The 17,063-nt window shown below is 72.2% G+C and carries 15 protein-coding genes; 5 read left to right on the top strand and 10 right to left on the bottom strand.

Annotation, left to right across the window (positions count from 1 at the left end; all coding sequences use genetic code 11):
* Positions 1 to 121: 121 nt before the first annotated feature.
* Both ACIA5G_RS18845 and ACIA5G_RS18840 read left to right on the top strand, forming a co-directional pair.
* Positions 122 to 1,009, top strand: a complete 888-nt coding sequence (locus ACIA5G_RS18845) for a trypsin-like serine peptidase (RefSeq protein ID WP_395924657.1) — start codon at positions 122 to 124, stop codon at positions 1,007 to 1,009.
* Positions 1,010 to 1,090: 81 nt separating this feature from the next.
* A complete protein-coding gene (locus tag ACIA5G_RS18840; RefSeq protein WP_395924655.1) occupies positions 1,091 to 2,503 on the top strand; it encodes an alpha/beta hydrolase in 1,413 nt (470 codons plus the stop codon).
* Here the strand turns inward: ACIA5G_RS18840 and ACIA5G_RS18835 are convergent.
* Positions 2,478 to 2,813: a hypothetical protein gene (locus ACIA5G_RS18835; RefSeq protein ID WP_395924653.1), complete on the bottom strand. Its 336-nt coding sequence runs from the start codon at positions 2,811 to 2,813 to the stop codon at positions 2,478 to 2,480. The genes ACIA5G_RS18840 and ACIA5G_RS18835 overlap by 26 nt on opposite strands.
* Positions 2,814 to 3,023: 210 nt before the next feature.
* Between ACIA5G_RS18835 and ACIA5G_RS18830 the strand changes: the two genes are divergently transcribed.
* Positions 3,024 to 4,415, top strand: coding sequence for a class II 3-deoxy-7-phosphoheptulonate synthase (locus tag ACIA5G_RS18830; RefSeq protein WP_395924651.1), 1,392 nt, complete (start codon positions 3,024 to 3,026; stop codon positions 4,413 to 4,415).
* A 24-nt stretch (positions 4,416 to 4,439) separates the two neighbouring features.
* Here ACIA5G_RS18830 and ACIA5G_RS18825 read toward each other — a convergent pair whose 3' ends face one another.
* The 5 genes from ACIA5G_RS18825 to pknB form a co-directional block, all read right to left on the bottom strand.
* Positions 4,440 to 5,756 carry a wax ester/triacylglycerol synthase family O-acyltransferase gene (locus ACIA5G_RS18825; RefSeq protein ID WP_395924649.1) on the bottom strand — a complete coding sequence of 439 codons (1,317 nt, stop codon included), beginning with the start codon at positions 5,754 to 5,756 and terminating at the stop codon, positions 4,440 to 4,442.
* A gap of 191 nt (positions 5,757 to 5,947) precedes the next feature.
* Positions 5,948 to 6,649, bottom strand: a complete 702-nt coding sequence (locus ACIA5G_RS18820) for a hypothetical protein (RefSeq protein WP_395924647.1) — start codon at positions 6,647 to 6,649, stop codon at positions 5,948 to 5,950.
* Positions 6,650 to 6,785: 136 nt separating this feature from the next.
* The gene (locus ACIA5G_RS18815; protein ID WP_395924645.1) at positions 6,786 to 8,300 is read right to left on the bottom strand and encodes an SPFH domain-containing protein; all 1,515 of its coding nucleotides are present in this window, start codon (positions 8,298 to 8,300) and stop codon (positions 6,786 to 6,788) included.
* Positions 8,301 to 8,350: 50 nt separating this feature from the next.
* Complete coding sequence (locus ACIA5G_RS18810) at positions 8,351 to 8,560, bottom strand: hypothetical protein (RefSeq protein ID WP_395924643.1); 210 nt, start codon at positions 8,558 to 8,560, stop codon at positions 8,351 to 8,353.
* A complete protein-coding gene (gene pknB / locus ACIA5G_RS18805) occupies positions 8,557 to 10,572 on the bottom strand; it encodes a Stk1 family PASTA domain-containing Ser/Thr kinase (protein ID WP_395924641.1) in 2,016 nt (671 codons plus the stop codon). The genes ACIA5G_RS18810 and pknB overlap by 4 nt, the downstream gene beginning before the upstream one ends.
* A 103-nt stretch (positions 10,573 to 10,675) precedes the next feature.
* On the opposite strand from pknB, the gene ACIA5G_RS18800 reads away from it, so the two are divergent.
* Together ACIA5G_RS18800 and ACIA5G_RS18795 are read left to right on the top strand one after the other, a co-directional pair.
* Entirely contained in the window at positions 10,676 to 11,044 is a 369-nt protein-coding gene (locus ACIA5G_RS18800; RefSeq protein ID WP_395924639.1) for an Rv2175c family DNA-binding protein, read from the top strand.
* Positions 11,045 to 12,173: 1,129 nt separating this feature from the next.
* The gene (locus ACIA5G_RS18795) at positions 12,174 to 12,701 is read left to right on the top strand and encodes a CGNR zinc finger domain-containing protein (protein WP_395924637.1); all 528 of its coding nucleotides are present in this window, start codon (positions 12,174 to 12,176) and stop codon (positions 12,699 to 12,701) included.
* Positions 12,702 to 12,764: 63 nt separating this feature from the next.
* Here the strand turns inward: ACIA5G_RS18795 and ACIA5G_RS18790 are convergent, their stop codons facing one another.
* From ACIA5G_RS18790 to ACIA5G_RS18775, 4 genes are read right to left on the bottom strand one after another with little or no spacing between them, the layout of a single operon-like run.
* Entirely contained in the window at positions 12,765 to 13,544 is a 780-nt protein-coding gene (locus ACIA5G_RS18790; RefSeq protein WP_395924635.1) for an LLM class F420-dependent oxidoreductase, read from the bottom strand.
* Entirely contained in the window at positions 13,541 to 14,467 is a 927-nt protein-coding gene (locus ACIA5G_RS18785) for a phytoene/squalene synthase family protein (protein ID WP_395924633.1), read from the bottom strand. Before ACIA5G_RS18785 ends, ACIA5G_RS18790 begins: the two co-directional genes overlap by 4 nt.
* The gene (gene crtI, locus ACIA5G_RS18780) at positions 14,464 to 15,933 is read right to left on the bottom strand and encodes a phytoene desaturase family protein (protein WP_395924631.1); all 1,470 of its coding nucleotides are present in this window, start codon (positions 15,931 to 15,933) and stop codon (positions 14,464 to 14,466) included. The genes ACIA5G_RS18785 and crtI overlap by 4 nt, the downstream gene beginning before the upstream one ends.
* Before the next feature lies 1 nt (position 15,934).
* Positions 15,935 to 17,026: a polyprenyl synthetase family protein gene (locus tag ACIA5G_RS18775; RefSeq protein ID WP_395924629.1), complete on the bottom strand. Its 1,092-nt coding sequence runs from the start codon at positions 17,024 to 17,026 to the stop codon at positions 15,935 to 15,937.
* Positions 17,027 to 17,063 lie beyond the last annotated feature (37 nt).

Genomic DNA, 17,063 nt, shown 5'->3' with positions numbered 1-17,063 from the left:
GGGCTTTCGACCGTTTCGACCCATTACGCCGAACGGCGGCTGTGCAGTGTGTACACGGACAACTACTTTCGAGTAACCGTGCCGGGTTCGCGGTAATTCACCTCGGCGGAAGGTGGGCGTCTTGAAGCACACGGCTCTCCGGACAGCGGTGGTCACCGCGGTCCTCTCCCTAGCGTTCGCCCTGGTCGGCGCGCCCGCCCAGGCCGCGCCGAAACCCTTCTGGACGCCCGACGCGATGCGGGCGGCCATCCCGATGGACAACCTCGTCAAGAGCCCGGCCTTCACGCCGAAGGACGTCGCGCGCGGGCAGGCCGCGATCATCCGGAGCATCCCGAACGGCGGTGGCGCCTGGACCGGCGGCGGCCAGGTCACCCACACCGCCGGGCGCGTGTTCTTCGTCTTCAACGGCCAGAACGCCTCGTGCTCGGGTGACGCCGTCACCAGCGCGAACGGCAGTGTTGTGGTCACTGCCGGGCACTGCGTCAAGTACCAGGGCACCTGGCACACGCAGTGGACGTTCGTCCCCGGCTACAACAACGGCAACGCGCCCTACGGCCAGTGGGCGGCCAAGACCACGCTGACCACGCCGCAGTGGGAAGCCAGTGAGGACATGAACTACGACGTCGGCATGGCCGTCGTCAACCCGCTGAACGGCCAGCGGCTCACCGACGTCGTCGGCGCGCAGGGCATCGCCTTCAACCAGCCGAAGAACCAGAGCATGTACACCTTCGGCTACCCGGCCGCGGCGCCCTACGACGGCACGAAGCTGATCTACTGCAGCGGCAGCACCTTCACGGACTTCCTGCTGACCAAGGACCACGGCATGAACTGCAACATGACCGGCGGCTCCAGCGGCGGGCCGTGGTTCCTGTCGTTCAACGAGAGCACCGGCGCCGGTGTGCAGGCCTCGGTGAACAGCTTCGGCTACACCTTCCTGCCGGGCTACATGTTCGGGCCGTACTTCGGCGCCGACGCGCAGAACCTGTACAACCGCGCGCAAGCCGCGTGAGCACCGTCAGCCCAGGGGAGGACCTCCGCGTCCGGCCCCTGGGCTGACGTCTGCGCGCTCCCGGCGGGCCAGGCTCGGAGCATGCGAAAAACGTTGGCACTGCTGGCTTTCCTGCCCCTGCTCGCCGCACCGCCGGCGGACGCGTCACCGAGGCTCGAGTGGACGACCCCCTGCCCGGACTACGGCCTGACGCCGTCGCCGACGGCCGGGCTCGAATGCGCGACCCTGCGCGTGCCGCTCGACTACGCGCATCCGGACCGCACGATCGAGCTGACCCTCTCGCGACACGCCGCCACGCCGGGCAAGCGCCGCGGTGTGCTGCTGATGAACCCCGGCGGCCCGGGCAGCCCCGGCCTCGCCATGCCCGCGCAACTCGTGCAGCGGATGGGTGACTCCGGCCTCCCGGACGCCTACGACGTCATCGGCTTCGACCCGCGTGGCACCGTCTACAGCACGCCGGTCACCTGCGACATGACGCCGGAGCAGCGCGGCGCCGTCCTCGGCCCGTACGCGGACGGCCCGCGGGACGTTGTCGCCACCGCGGCCAAAGCGCGTGTCGTGGCGAAGCAGTGCGGGCAGGCCGCAACCGCGGACCTGCTGCCGCACATGACCACGGCGAACACCGCGCGCGACCTCGACCGCATCCGCGAAGCGTTGGGGGAGAAAAAGATCTCCTACTACGGCGTCTCGTACGGCAGTTACCTCGGCGCCGCGTACGCGTCGATGTTCCCCGGCCGCGGTGACCGGATCGTGCTCGACAGCGTGCTCGGGCCACGTGGCCTCGACGTCGTCGCGAACCGGCGTTTCGCCGAGGGGTTCGACGACCGTTTCCCCGACTTCGCCGCGTGGGCGGCCGCGCGTGACGACGTCTACCACCTGGGGCGGACCCCGGCCGCGGTGACGGCGAAGTTCTTCGAACTGGCGGCCGTTCGCGGGCCGGAGTTCCGGTCGAACACCTGGAACGGGCTTTACGACGATGCGTCGTTCCCGGCGATCGCCGCGGAATGGGCGGGCACCTCCCGCTCCGCCGCGGGTCCGCTCGACGGTGACAACCACGCCGCGCTGCAGCTGCAAGTCCTGTGCAACGACAACAACTGGCCCGAGAGCGTCGGTTACTACCAGCGCGCGGTCGACCGCGAACGGGTGCTCCACCCGATGTTCGGCCCGGCCGCGGCGAACGTGAACCCGTGCGCGTTCTGGCCCGTCGAACGCGCCGAACTGCCGGTGCGGGTGGGCGGCCCGGGCCCGGCGAACGTCCTGCTGGTGCAGAACCGGCGTGACCCGGCGACACCGTTGTCAGGAGCACGCGAGACGCGAGCGGCATTCGGAAACCGGGCGCGGATGGTGACCGTCGACGCGGGCGGGCACGGGGTGTTCACGCGGGACAACGCCTGCGGCAACGAGGTCGTCTTGCGCTACCTGCGGGACGGGACGTTCCCGGCCGCGGACGGCTCGTGCCCGGCTCAGATCAGCGCGGTGAGCAGCACCCGGTAACCGCCACCGCCGACCACGTCACCCAGGCGACCAGGAGGGCCGGCAGCAGCGCCCACGGGCCGTACGTGAGCGTCAGCAGCAGCAGCAGCAGCACCACCACCACCACCACCGCGGCCGAGGCCGCCGCCGCGTGCAGCGAAATCTTGAACTTCGCACCGAGGGTGATCGCGACCACCAGGCTCGCCGGCATCGATGCGGCCAGCGTGACCAGCTCTGCGGGCGCGCCCCCGGCCGGCAGCACGACGAAGCCGAGGCCGAGCGACACCCCGGCGACCGCCGGCGGGACCCGGCGCCCGGCCCGGTTCGTCACGTGATGGCCGTCCCATTTGCCCTGCTTAGCCCCGCTGACGATGAGGGGTGACGGCGATCAGCAGTCCCCAGCTCAGCGCGGGAACAGGCGGTGGCCGGTGGCGGCCCAGGCGACGGCGAGGGGGAGCGCGAGGACCCACACCCAGGGGGCGAGGAGCTCGGTGGCCCACCGGGCGGAGCGAAGCACGGCGCGAACCTTATCCTGGTCTGCGTGAACTGGACTGTGGACGTCCCCGTCGACACACTGCCCGAACTGCCCCCGCTCCCGCCCGAACTGCGGGCGCGGCTCGACAAGGCCCTGGCCCTCCCGGCCACGCAGCAGCCGGAGTGGCCCGATCCCGAGCTCACCAAGCGGGTGCGCGGGGTGCTGGAGAGCGTGCCGCCGATCACTGTCCCGGCCGAGATCGACCGGCTCAAGGACCGGCTGGCGATGGTCGCCCGCGGCGAGGCCTTCCTCCTGCAAGGCGGCGACTGCGCGGAGACGTTCGAGTCCAACACCGAGCCGCACATCCGGGCCAACCTGCGCACGCTGCTGCAGATGGCGGTCGTGCTGACCTACGGCGCGAGCGTGCCGGTGGTCAAGGTCGGCCGCATCGCCGGCCAGTACGCGAAGCCGCGCTCGGCCGCGACCGACGCGCTGGGCCTGCCGGTCTACCGCGGCGACATCATCAACTCGCTGGTCGCCAAGCCCGAGCTGCGGGTGCCCGACCCCGGCCGGATGATCCGCGCCTACGCGAACGCGGGCGCCGCGATGAACCTGGTCCGCGCCCTCACCGGCGCCGGCATGGCCGACCTGCACCAGGTGCACGACTGGAACAAGGACTTCGTGTCGGCGTCGCCGGCGGCGCAGCGCTTCGAGGCGCTGGCCAACGAGATCGACCGCGGCCTGCGGTTCATGTCGGCCTGCGGCGTCACCGACACGTCGCTGCAGTCGACCGAGATCTTCGCCAGCCACGAGGCGCTCCTGCTCGACTACGAGCGCTCGATGCTGCGCCTCGACCACGCCGACTCGGCGAACCCGAAGCTGTACAACCTGTCGTCGCACTTCCTCTGGATCGGCGAGCGCACCCGCCAGCTGGACGGCGCGCACATCGCGTTCGCCGAGCTACTGGCCAACCCGATCGGGCTGAAGATCGGCCCGACCACCACCCCCGCGCAGGCCGTCGAGTACGTCGAGCGGCTCGACCCGCGCTCCGAGCCGGGCCGGCTGACACTCATCTCGCGGATGGGCAACGGCAAGGTCCGCGAGGTGCTGCCGGCGATCGTGGAGAAGGTCGAAGCGTCCGGGCACAAGGTCATCTGGCAGTGCGACCCGATGCACGGCAACACCCACGAGTCGTCCACCGGGTACAAGACCCGCCACTTCGACCGCATCGTCGACGAGGTCCAGGGCTTCTTCGAGGTGCACCACAAGCTGGGCACCTACCCGGGCGGCATCCACGTGGAGCTGACCGGCGAAGACGTCACGGAGTGCCTGGGCGGCGCCCAGGAGATCTCGGACATCGACCTGTCGGGCCGCTACGAGACGGCGTGCGACCCGCGGCTGAACACCCAGCAGTCCCTGGAGCTGGCGTTCCTGGTCGCGGAGATGCTCCGCGGCTGACGCCCGGGTCCCGGCTCGGGAACCTCAGGAGGCGTCGAGGAGGCGGGCCGTGGACTTGAGCACCGCGTCCCGCAGGGAACCGACGTCCGGCACCGCCGCGCCGTTGGCCTGGAGTCCGATGTGGACGGCGTCGCGGTAGGTGGCGACCGCGATGCCGACCGCGTGACGCGGGGCCAGCGGCACGAACGGGTAGACCTCCGCCATCCGGGCGCCGTCCAGGGACAGCCTCGCCGGGGGCACCGGGACCGTCGTGATCACCAGGTCGAACAGCATCGGCGCGGCCTGTCCCGCCGTGCGTGTGCCCAGGCGGTGCAGCAGCGGCGGGACGCGGTCGGCGAGCAGCGGCAGCGCACCCGCGCCGCGGCTCGGGCCGGCCGCCTTGTTGCGGGTCATCGCGCGACGGACCACGCGCAGCCGCTCGACCGGGTCGTCCTCGCCGACCGGCAGGTCGCACAGGTACCCCGACAGCTTGTTGCCGCCGAGCTGGTCACCCGCGCGGCCGCGCACGCTCACCGGGATCAGCGCGCGCAGCGTGCGGCCGTCGGCGCGGTGGCCGCGGTTCACCAGCCATTCGCGCAGTGCGCCGGAAAGCACCGCCAGCACGACGTCGTTGGTCGTGCCGCCGTGCGCCTGGCGCACCTGGCGCAGCTCGACCAGCGGCAGCCGCACGAAGCCGAGCCGCCGTTCGGCAGAGGGCGGGGCCGACACCGGGGACAGCGGCGGCCGCGCGGCACGCACGAGCGACGACGCGATCCCGGCCGTCTCGTTCGCCTGCCCCCACACCGTGCCCAGCGCGTCCTTGACCGTGTCCAAAGTGGAGCGCGGCGCGGGGATCGGCCGGGCCGGCGCGGCGGTCCGCTCCGGCAGCTCGACGCCGTCGAGCAGCCCGGCCGCGACCGCGTACGCCCCGGCGCCGTCGGTGAGCGCGTGGTGCAGCTTCAGCAGCAACGCGAACCTGCCGTTCGGCAGCCCGGTGGCCAGCGTGACGTCCCACAGCGGACGGCCGGTGTCGAGCGGCTCGGCGATCCACCGCGACGCGAACGCCGCCAGCGGGTCCGGTTCGTACAGGGAACTCAGCGCGATGTGGTGAATGTGGTCCGCGGCAACGAATTCCGGGTCCTCGGCCCAGCTGGCCGAGCCCGGCGGGAACAGCTCCGCGCGCGCCCGCTGGCGCAGCTTCGGCAGCCGGGCGGCCCGGTCGGCGAGGATCGTGGTCAGCGCAGCGGGATCCACCGGCCCTCGGGGGGTGAAGGTGACCACCGCACCCATGTGCATCGGAGTGTTTTCGCTTTCCAGGCAAAGGAAAGCGACATCGAGTGCGCTGAGTGCGGAGCCTGCCATGAGCGACCTTTCCCATCCGGGTTCGCGGGGGTGTGCACGGCCACGTGCGTCGGGGGGAGGAGAACCCACTGCACCAGCCCGACATGACGAGCGGGTGGTCGAAGTGTTTCCACGACGCTAACTAGCGACCCCATTCATCCATTCGAGATACCCCGGGCCGCGGTGCGCGGGGTCACAGACGAGCCGGCTCACTACTCCCCGGGGGCGGGTTCCGGCTGCTCCGCCCGCGCCGTTGCGGGCCCCCATTCGGGGGTGAGCGCGACCTGCTTGCCGACGCGGCGCACCGGCAGGCCGTTCACCTGCCGCCGGCCCAGCCCCGGCCAGATCTCCGCGGCGTCCTTCGCCGCGGCCCGGATCGCGCCGCCGTCGAGGGTCGTCCGGGTCTCCGGGATCTCCCGGTCCTTCCACTGCACGACGAGCTTCAACGGGCCGGCCGGGGGCAGGGGCCACAGGAACACTTCGTGCTCGACGGCGAACCGGCTGCCGCCGACCGCCTGCGCCCGCAGCACCGGGCCTTCCGGTTCGGACGCCGACGGCACCGAAATCGTCTCCGAGCTGGCCCGGCTGCCGTCGGCGTAGAGCACGCCGATGAGCAGCCCGTTGTAGTCGGGTACCCGGCGGTGGTCGATCAACCCTTCGGCCGGGTCGTCGACCAGGCCGTCCCGGGAGTACACCGTGACCCGCAGGGTCAGCGCCTCGGGCCACACCTCGACGGCCCGCAGCGCCACGATCGTGCGGTCGGACCGGCCCAGCGGCCGCGCCCACGGCAGCAGCGCCGGGACGATGTGCTCGCGCGGGGCGTCGGTCCAGTGCCGGCCGTTGAACGCGTAGAGCTCCTGCTCCGGCACGGGGAACAGGGGACGCTCACGGGGACCGCCGGTGAAGAAGCTCATCGGACGGCCCGCGACGCACGGTCCGGCACCATGCGCCCACGGTAGGACAACATCGCCCGAATTTCCGCCCCCGAACGGGCGTACGGCCCCGGTCTCCCGTGATCCGGGACACAGAGGTCGTACGCACCGTGCACGGTCAGTCGCTCAGCTTGAGGTCACCCTCGCGCAGCTTGAGCTCGCCGTTCTTCCGGGCGCTCTCGTCGAGCTCCTTGTCGGTCGGCTTGCCCATCGACTCCATCAGCTGCCGGGCCAGGCCGAGGCCGGTCCCGCCGAGCGACAGCGCCTTGGCGAACATGTCGGACATGCCGTCGGCGCCGTTGAGCACGACCATGTGATCGATGTTGCCGAACGCGCTCGCGCCCGCCTCGACGATCTCCGGCCAGCGCTCGGCCAGCTGCTGCGCGACGACGGCTTCCTGGTTCTCCGCCAGCGCGGCCGCACGCGCCTTGATGGCGTCCGCCTCGGCGAGACCCTTCGCCCGGGCCGACTCGGCTTCGGCGAGACCCTTCGCCTTGGCCGCCTCCGCGTCGGCGAGACCGCGTGCCTTGGCCGCGGCCGCCTCCGCTTCACCGGTCGCCCGGGTCGCCCCGGCCGCCGCCTCCGCCCGGGCCTTCGTGGCCTGCGCCTCGGCTTCGGCCGCGGTCTTGACGCGGGTCGCGTCCGCCGCCGCCCGCAGCTCGGTCTCCTTCGCCTCGGCCTGGGCCTTGGCGATCGAAGCGTCACGGGCCGCGTCCGCCGTCGTCCGCGTGTCGTACGCCTTCGCGTCGGCCGGCTTGCGGACCTGCGACTGCAGCCGCTGCTCGGCCAGCGCCGCTTCCAGCTCGGCCGCCCGCGTCTCCTGGACGACGACCTCCTGGCGCGCGGTCGCCTCGGCCAGCGGACCCGACTGGGACATCTTCGCCCGCGCCTGGTCGACCTCGGCCTGGTAGCCGGCCTGCTGGATCTGGCTTTCGCGGACCGCGGCCGCCTTCTTCGCCGCGGACATCTGCTCGACCTCGGCGGCCTCCTGGTCGCGCTGCGCCTCGGCGATCCGGGCCGACGCGGCGATCGCGGCGGCGTGCGGCTTGCCGAGGTTGAGGATGTAGCCCGATTCGTCGTCGATCTCCTGGATCTGCAGGGAGTCCACGATCAGGCCGAGCTTGATCATCTCCGTCGCCGAGGACTGGCGCACCTCGCCGGTGAGCGCGTCCCGGTTGTGGATCATCTCCTCGATGGTCAGCCCGCCGACGATCGAGCGCAGGTGCCCGGAGAAGAGCTCGTGGATCGTGTCGTTCATGCCCTTCTGCTGGTCCAGGAACCGGCGGGCGGCGTTGGCGATCGACGAGAAGTCGTCACCGACCTTGTAGATCACCACGGCCCGGACGGTGACCGGCAGCCCCTGCCGGGTCACGCACGAGACCTGCAGATTGACGCCCCGGGTGTCCAGGGACAGCCGCCGGGCGGTCTGGAACCCGGGGATGACGTTCACACCGCGGCCCGTGATGATCTTGAAGCCCAGGCTGTCCGCGGTCTCGCTGCGCTCGACCCGGATCCCCCAGCCGGACACGATCAGCGCCTCGTTCGGCTCCGCCACCTTGTACAGGATCCGGAGCAGTCCGAAGATCACGATCACGGCCACGACGGCGATGCCGACGATCAGCAGGATGTTCATTGGCCTCCCAACCCCCTCGCTCTTATGTTGTTGGTAGCCCTACGACGCCGCTAACGCGCCAGGGGTTGCCACCGTTCGACATAAACCGTGCGAGGGGGTTCGAAGTCCACGACGAGCACCTGCGTGCCGGAGGTGAAGGTCGCCTCGGGGTCGATCGGGTAGGCGTAGAACGCCTCCGTGCCACCCCGGACGTTCAGCAGGACCTCACCGATCAGGCCGGGGCCGATCTTCCCGGTGACACGGCCTCGGCTGCCGATCATCCACCGAAGCCCTTCAGCTTGACCTTGCTGCCCTTCTGCACGAACGTGCCCGGCTGCGGGTCCTGCTGGAAGACGAAGTCGAACCCGCCGCCGCCACCACCGCGGCCGCCGCCCTTGCCGTCACGGTCGGCCTTCAGCCCGGCCTGCTCGAGGATCTTCTGGGCGTCGTCGAACGAGCGGAACCGGACGTCCGGCACCTGCACGGCGTTGTTGACGAAGACGCCGATCCGCTTCTCCTTGGCTTGGGAGTTGGCCGGCGGGTCGGTCCGGGTGACGGCGCCGCCCGGGACGTCCTGCTTGAACTCCTCGCCCGCCTGGAACGGCTCGAACCCGGCCTGCTGCAGCAGCTGGAACGCCTCGTCCTTGCTCCGGCCGGTGACGTCCGGGACCGGCGGCAGCGGGATCGGGCCCTTCGACACGATGATCGTGACCTGGCCGCCGATGTTCAGCTGGCTGCCCGCGGACGGCTCGGTGCGGATCACCGCGCCCTGCGGGACGTCGGCGTCGAAGTCGTCGGTGCCGCGGACCGGGGTCAGCTGTGCGGTCTTGATCGCCTGCTCGGCGTCGGGCAGCGCGGTGCCCGGCCGGATGTCCGGCACCGCCGGGCGGCCCTTCGACAGCACGACCGACACCGCCGAGTTCGGCGCCAGCGGCGTGCCCTCCACGGGCTCGACCCGCACCACGGTGTTCGACGGCACCGAGTTGTCGAACTCCTGGCTGAACTGCGGCGTCAGCTTCACCGCCCGCAGCGCGTCACCCGCCGCGGCCTGGTTCAGCCCGACCAGCTTCGGCACGGTCGCGGTCTTGTCGCCGCCGGTGTCGGTGACCATGAAGATGAACGCGGTGATCAGCCCGCCGAACAGGAGCACGGCACCGGCGATGATGGCGATCCGCTTCCGGTTGTCCATCGGCTTCTCGGGTTCGGGCTCGCTCCGGCGCCGCGGCGGCCGCGGCGGTGGCACCGGCGGGATCTGCTGCGTGATCCCGGGGGCCGGGGTGGCCGGGTGGTTCAGCGCCCGCGTCGCGTTCGGGCGGTTCACCGGCATGGTCTGCTGGGTGTCGGGCACCTGCGGGATCCGCGGCAGCGTGCGCTCGGTGTCGGCGACGTCGCCCTGGCCGTGCGACACCGGGATCGGCACGGTCACCGGCAGCAGGCCCAGGTGCGCGCGCACCGCGGTCAGCTCGGTGAGGAACTCCCCGGCGTCGGCGGGCCGCTGCGCGGGGTCGCGCCGGGTCGCGCGCGTGATCAGCTCGTCCAGGTCCGGCGGCAGGTCCGGGCGCAGCTCGCTCGGGCGCGGGACGTCGTCGTTGACGTGCCGGTACGCCACCGAGATCGCGGTGTCGCCGGTGTAGGGCGCGCGGCCGGTGAGCATTTCGTAGAGCAGGATCCCGGCCGAGTAGACGTCCCCGCGCGAGTCGGCCGCGCCGGTGGTGACCTGCTCGGGGGAGAGGTAGGCGACGGTGCCGAGGATGACGCTCGAACTGGTCGTCCCGGCGCTGGCCACGGCCCGCACGAGGCCGAAGTCGGCGACCTTGACCACACCACCGGTGTGCGGCCCGGCCCGGCCGATCAGCACGTTCTCGGGCTTGACGTCGCGGTGCACCAGCCCGGCCCGGTGCGCGGCGGCCAGCGCCGACAGCACGGGTTCGGCGATGCTCAGCGCGAGCGCGACGTCGAGCGGGCCCTTCTCGTCCAGCAGGTCCCGCAGGGTGCCGCCGTCGACGAGCTCCATCACCAGGAAGGCGACGCCGCCCTCTTCCCCCTGGTCGTGCACCGCCACGACGTGCGGGTGGTGCAGCTGGGCGGCGGACTGCGCCTCGCGCACGAACCGGTCCACGAACGACCGGTCGTCGGCGAAGCGCGGATCCATGATCTTGATCGCGACCTGGCGGTCCAGCCGGGTGTCCGTCCCCCGGTAGACCGCCGACATCCCGCCGTGGGCGAGGAGGCTGTCCACGCGGTAGCGCCGCTCGAGCAGCGTGCCGACCAGGCTGGGATGGGTGCGTGTCACGAGTAGGGATCGTACGGAACCCGGCACGCCGCGTGCAGGAGACCTCGCGGGTCACCCTTGTGTACTAGCGGGTGCGGGGGCGGAATGTGGCACAGTGTCACCTGTGAGTGGGATTCCTGTCGCCGAAGACATCCTCGACGCCGCCATCGTGGTCCTCCCGTTGCCGGAGGTCGCGACCGCCCTCGGGACGTCGACCAACAAGGTCCGGCAGATGCTGCGCGACGGGCAGCTGATCGCCCTGAAGCGCGGCGGTGAACTGTGCGTGCCCGGCGACTTCTTCGTGCGGGACGGCGTGGTCAAGGGCCTCGCGGGGACGATCACGGTGCTCGCGGACTCCGGGTTCTCCCGGACCGAGATGCTCCGCTGGCTGTTCACCACCGACGAGTCGCTGCCGGGCAAGACCCCGGTCAACGCCCTGCGCACCAGCCACGGCACCGAGGTGAAGCGGCGCGCCCAGGCGATGGCCTTCTGACCTGCGGAGATAGGTCATCGCGGCGGCGATCTGGACCACCGCAGCAACGCTGAGGCAAGCCGGCAGCGACCACGCCGCCAGCGGCCCGGCCAAGGCTGCTCCGGCCGCCAGCCCGGTGATCTTCACACTGGCCGCCGTCGTGAAAACCTGCGCGCGGACGTGCTCGGGCGCCTCGCGGTGCCGGATCGCGAACAACGCCGTGAGCTGCGGTCCTTCGGCGACCCCGGCGATGGCGGCGGCCGCGACCAGCCCCGTGACGTCTCGGGCGAGCGCGGCCAGGCCGAAGCTCGCCGCGAGGACGAGCGTGCTCAGCCAGACCGTGCGGTCCGGGGCCCACGGCAGCGGGTATCGCGCGAACACCGCGTTGACCAGCAGGGACGCCACCGCCAGGACGGTCAGCAGCAGCGCCCCGTCGGCCGGCCCGCGGAGGTGGGCCGCGCCCAGCAGGGGGTAGCAGACGGTGACCATGCCGATGCCGGCACACGAGAGCGTCGACGCGCATGTCGCCCGCCTCAGCGGCGTGTTGCGCACCAGAACTTCGAAGCCGTCCTTGAGGCGGGTTTTCGTCCGGGGTCGTTTTCCCGGTAGGACCCATGCAGCCGGCACCGCGGCGGCGACCAGGGCCACCGCCACCACGAGCCCGACGGGCCCACCGAGCAGCCCGGCCAGGCCGGGACCGGCAAGGGCGGCGGCGGTGAACGTCAGCGCGTCGAACCGGCTCGCCTTCTCGAGCCTTCGTCCGGCGACCGCGGGCAGCTGAGCGGTCCAGCCGCCCGCGACGGCCGGGTTGAGCAGACCGGTGACCACCGCGAGCGCGACCACCGCACCGAGCGGCAGGTGCCCGAAGGTGGCCGCGACCAGGGCGATCCCACCGGCGTACCCGCCGAGGGCGAGCGCGAGCAGCCGCCCCGGGACCGGACTGCGGTCCAGGAAGGCGCCGAAGACCGGCCCACCCGCCGCGGCGGCCGCGGTCAGGCCCGCGAGCAGCGCCGACCCGGCGTGCGGGCCGGCGGTCAGGCCGAGCAGGAGGAGGGCGGGCCCGGACAGCTCGTCGCCGGTCCGGGCGAGCGTGGCGCCCGCGAGGTATCCGACGTAACGGCTTGCCATGATGGAGACGTTACAGTGGGGTATGGCCTTTCCGCACCGGGATTCCGTGCAGCGCGCTGTCGACCTGTTGGAGGTGCTGCTGGTTCCGGACCCTGACCCGGCTGCGGTCGCGCGTGTGCTGCGTCTGCACGGGGAACCGGAGGTTCGGTTGTCTTCTGCGGAGGTTGCCGAGCTGAGGTCGGCGGCGGTCGAGCTGCGTTCGGTGTTTGCGGCGCCTGACGTGGCTTCGGCGGCTTCGGCGCTTAACCGGCTCTTCGCGGAGTATGCGCGTCCCCCACGCTTGACCGACCACGAAGAGGGTTACGGCTGGCACTTGCACGTGGACGCCGCGGACGACGGGCCTTGGGGTGCGTGGCTGGTGACGTCGTCGGCGCTGGGGCTGGCGTCGCTGCTGGCGGAGCGGCAGGACGTGCCGGGCGGGTTGTGCGCGTCGGTGTCGTGCGGGAAGCCGTTCGCGCATACGGGGGGCGGTAGTCCGCGGCGGTTTTGTTCGTCCCGGTGCGCGACGCGCGAACGTGTCGCCGCACACCGGGCGCGTACGCCGTCGTGAGCTGCGGCTGAAAACGGATCGAGGCCGCCCCGGAACCCGGGACGGCCTCGACACCGGCGAAACTCAGCCGTTGTTCTTCTCGCGCCAAGCGATCCACGACTCGAGCGCGCTCAGGTCGTAGTCCGGACCGCCCACACCCACCGTGAACGTCGTGACGCCCAGGTCGAGCAGCTTCGGGCCCAGCTCGTCCGGCTCGCCCTGGACGCCGCATGAGCGCTCGATCTCGTTCGGGTCGCGGCCGACGTCCGCGCAGTGCTGGTCGAGGATCTTGACCTTGCGCTCGACGACCTCCGGGTCGCCGAAGCCGTGCCAGATGTCGGCGTGCTTGGCGACCAGCTTGAGGGTCTTCTTCTCGCCGCCGCCACCGATGAGGACCGGGATCTTGCGGGTCGGGGCCGGGTTCAGCTTGCCGAGGCGCGACTCGATGCGCGGGAGGGACTCCGCGAGGTCGTCGAGGCGGCCGCCCGCGGTGCCGAACTCGTAGCCGTACTCGTCGTAGTCCTTCTCGAACCAGCCGGAGCCGATGCCGAGGATGAGCCGCCCGCCGGAGATGTGGTCGACGGTGCGGGCCATGTCGGCCAGCAGCTCGGGGTTGCGGTAGCTGTTGCACGTCACGAGCGCGCCGATCTCCACCCGGGACGTCGACTCCGCCCACGCGCCGAGCATCGTCCAGCACTCGAAGTGCTTACCGTCGGCGTCGCCGTACAGCGGGTAGAAATGGTCCCAGTTGAAGACGATGTCGGCCCCGAGGTCCTCGGCGGCCGACGCCGTGCGCCGGATGGTGTCGTAGTCAGCGTGCTGCGGCTGGAGCTGCAGCCCGATCCGGATCGGTCGATTGGTCATGACCGAAGCCTACGACCGCCCCGGACCGTCTCGCGCGCCCAAACCGTGGCCAAGGGTGGTAGCGCGACCACCAGCCTGCGCCGCTTCGGCACCACCGCGCGCCGCGTCAGGATGTCGTAGTCCAGCGCGACGATCTCGTCGAGGATTCCTTCGTACAGCGTCAACGCCGTCCGCACGCACGGCCGCGATTCCGGGCGCAGCAACGGGATCCCGGCTTCGGCCCGCCGGTACACCGCCCGCGTCCGCGCGACGAAGTACGCCAGCGCCGCCCGGATCCGCGGATCCGGACGCCGCCGCTCCACCAGCGAACGCGAGACGCCGAACGCGGCCAGCTCCGCCAGCGGCAGGTACAGGCGGCCGCGGTCGAGGTCCTCGCCGACGTCGCGCAGGAAGTTCGTCAGCTGGAACGCCTCGCCCAGCGCGATCGCCCCCGGCACCGCGTCGGCCTGCGGGCCCACCGTGCCGAACACCGGCAGCATCTGCAGCCCGATCACCGCGGCCGAGCCGTACATGTACTCGCCGAGCTCGGCGAACGTTTCGTACTCGACCGGCTTGAGATCCATCCGCATCGACGTCAGGAACGCGTCGAACAGTTCGCGCTCGATGCCGTACCGGTGCACCGTGTCCGACAGTGCCACGAGCACCGGGTCGCCGGGCTCCCCGCCGTCGAAGACGACGTCCACCAGGGAAGCGACCCGGTCCAGCTCGACCGCCGGGTCACTCCCGGGGGCCGGGTTGTCGACCAGTTCGTCGGCCATCCGCGCGAAGCCGTACAGCGCGTGCGCGGCCGGCCGGGCGCGCGCCGGCAGCAGCCGGGTGGCCAGGAAGAACGTGCGGCCGTGGTGGGCGTTGAGCCGCCGGCAGGCGAGGTACGCCGCACGCAGGCCGTCACCGGTGATGCCGGCGGCGTCGAGCTCGTTCACCCGGTGATCCGTTCCGCCGCGAGCCGCCCGGAGATGAGCACCGGCGGGATCCCGACGCCGGGGGTGGTGCCGCAGCCGGCCAGCACGACGTTGTCCGCGGCGCGCACCAGGTTCGCCGGCCGGAACGGGCCGGTCTGCGCAAACGTGTGCGCCAGCGAGAACGGCGTCCCGGCCGTGAGGCCGCGGGCCGCCCAGTCCGCCGGCGTGATCGTCTGGTCGACGGTGAACTCGTCGCCGAACCCGGTCAGCCCGCGCGCCTCGAGCGTGCGAAGCAGCTCGTCGCGATACGGCTCGCGGACCCGCTCCCAGTCGATCGGCCCACGACGCAGGTTCGGCGCCGGCGCGAGCACCGAGACGATCTCGCCGCCGCGCCCGGCCAGCCCCGGGTCGGTCGCCGTCGGCCGCGTGACCAGCAGCGACGGGTCGCTCATGAGCTTTCCTTCGCGGATGATCTCGGCGAAGGTCCGCTCCCAGGCGGCACCGAAGAAGATCGTGTGGTGCCCGAGGTCCCACGCCTTCGTCGTCCGCCCGTGCAGGACGACGGCGGATGGCGAGTAACGCAGCGGCACCGGCCGTCGCGGCCGCGCCCCGATCAGCCGGTACGCCGAGCTCAGCTCGGTGGCGAGGACAACGGCGTCGCAGGCGATCCGCTCGCCCGAGCGCGTCCGGACCGCACGCACCCGCGAGGAGACCCGCTCGAGCCAGGCGGCTTCGGTGCCGAACCGCACCTCCGCGCCCGCCCGCGCGGCGGCGCCGGTCATCGCCCGGCCGATCTCGCCCATCCCGCCTTCGGGGTAGTAGACGCCGCCGACGGTGTCCATGTACGAGATGACGCCGTACGCGCCGATCGCGCGCGCCGGGTCGAGGCCGGCGTAGAGCGCTTGGAAGGAGAAGAGCCGCCGGACGCGCTCGTCGAGCAGGTACCGGCCGATGCGCGGGCCGAGCTTGCCGAACCCGCCGAGCGCGGCGAGCTTCGCCAGCTCGGGCCGGGCCAGGTCGAACGGCGAGTCGAAGTTCGTCGCCAGGAACCGGTCCTTCTGCACGGTGTACAGCTCGCTCAGCCAGCGCCGCAGCGCCCGGTAGCCCGCCGCCTCCCGGGCGCCGGCGAACTCGCGGATCTCGGCTTCCATCGTGTCGCCGTCGGTGTGCAGCGCCAGCGAACTGCCGTCGGCGAAGCGCGCCCGGTACGCCGGGTCCAGCCTGGTCAGGCGCAGGTTCTTGCTCAGGGACTCGCCGACCGCGGCGAACGCCTCGTCCAGCAGCTCCGGCATGGTGAGCACACTCGCGCCGGTGTCCACGGCGTTGCCGTCGAAGTTCCGCTGCCCGGCCCGGCCGCCCGGCACGTCGGCCTGCTCCAGCAGCGTGACCCGCCGGCCCGCGCCGAGCAGGTGCAGGGTCGCCGAAAGCCCGGCCAGCCCGGCCCCGATCACCACGACGTGGTCGGCGGCCCCGCTGATTCGCCGCACGTCAGTACGTCCGCTGGGTGGCCTTGACGACCAGCCCGGTCAGCGCCTCGGGCGCGGGCTCCGCCAGGTGCGCGCGCTCCAGCGCGGCCATCGCCGCCGTCGTCAGCTCGTCGATCCGCCGCTCGACCGCGTCCACCGCGCCGACCTGCTGCAACGCCATCCGGACGGTCTCCACGTCCTCGTCGGAGAGGTCCGCGTCGCCGATCGCGTCCGCGATCACGGTGGCCGCGGCCTCCTCGCCCTTCTCCGCGGCGAGCTGCAGGCCGAGCGCGACCAGCAGCGTGCGCTTGCCCTCGCGCAGGTCGTCCCCGGCCGGCTTGCCGGTGACCGACGGGTCGCCGAAGACACCCAGCAGGTCGTCGCGCAGCTGGAACGCGACACCGACCTCGCCGCCGAACTCCAGCAGCGTGGTGATCAGGTCGGGGGAGGCGCCGGCCAGCGCGGCGCCGAGGTGCAGCGGCCGCTGCACGGTGTAAGCGGCGGTCTTGAGCCGGTCGATCTTCAGCGCGGCCTCGGGGGAGGCGTCGCCGGTGGCCTGCGTGCGGACATCGAGGTACTGCCCGGCGAGCACCTCGGTGCGCATCGCGCGCCAGGCCGGGCGGGCCGCGGCGAGCGTGGCGGCCGGCAGGGCCGCGTCGGCGAACATGTCGTCGGCCCAGGCCAGCGCGAGGTCGCCGACCAGCACCGCGGTGGCCAGGCCGAACGTCGCGGGGGAGCCGAGCCAGCCCTGGTCGGCGTGCAGCTTCGCACCCGCGATGTGCACGGTCGGGAAGCCGCGGCGGGAGTCGGAGGAGTCGATGAGGTCGTCGTGGATCAGCGCGCACGCCTGGATCAGCTCCAGGCTGGACACCGCCTGCAGCACGCCCTCGGCGTCCGGGCCCGCCGGGTCGCCGCCCGCGCCGCGCCAGCCCCACCAGGCGAACGTCGGGCGCAGCCGCTTGCCGCCGGTCAGCACGAACCCGCTCAGCGCGTCGATCCCGGCGGCGACGGTCGGCTCGGTCCCGACGATTTCCGCACTCGCCCGGCCGAGGAACCCGGCCAGCGCGCGCTCGACGTGGGCGGGCAGATCGGCGTCGGAAACGGGCGCGTTCATGCCCGTAATACTCGCCGAACCCGCGGACCGGTGGGCC

The organism is Amycolatopsis sp. NPDC051758 (assembly GCF_044453095.1).
Classification (GTDB): Bacteria; Actinomycetota; Actinomycetes; order Mycobacteriales; family Pseudonocardiaceae; genus Amycolatopsis.
The sequence above is the reverse complement of the archived record's forward strand: the minus strand, read 5'-3'. Positions and strand labels throughout refer to the sequence as shown.

Coding starts and splice junctions, on each gene's coding strand:
- ACIA5G_RS18840 (WP_395924655.1), top strand. CDS start 1,091: ATGCGAAAAACGTTGGCACTGCTGGCTTTCCTGCCCCTGCTCGCCGCA.
- ACIA5G_RS18825 (WP_395924649.1), bottom strand. CDS start 5,756: ATGGCAGGCTCCGCACTCAGCGCACTCGATGTCGCTTTCCTTTGCCTG.
- ACIA5G_RS18820 (WP_395924647.1), bottom strand. CDS start 6,649: ATGAGCTTCTTCACCGGCGGTCCCCGTGAGCGTCCCCTGTTCCCCGTG.
- ACIA5G_RS18815 (WP_395924645.1), bottom strand. CDS start 8,300: ATGAACATCCTGCTGATCGTCGGCATCGCCGTCGTGGCCGTGATCGTG.
- ACIA5G_RS18810 (WP_395924643.1), bottom strand. CDS start 8,560: ATGATCGGCAGCCGAGGCCGTGTCACCGGGAAGATCGGCCCCGGCCTG.
- ACIA5G_RS18795 (WP_395924637.1), top strand. CDS start 12,174: ATGGCCTTTCCGCACCGGGATTCCGTGCAGCGCGCTGTCGACCTGTTG.
- ACIA5G_RS18790 (WP_395924635.1), bottom strand. CDS start 13,544: ATGACCAATCGACCGATCCGGATCGGGCTGCAGCTCCAGCCGCAGCAC.
- ACIA5G_RS18775 (WP_395924629.1), bottom strand. CDS start 17,026: ATGAACGCGCCCGTTTCCGACGCCGATCTGCCCGCCCACGTCGAGCGC.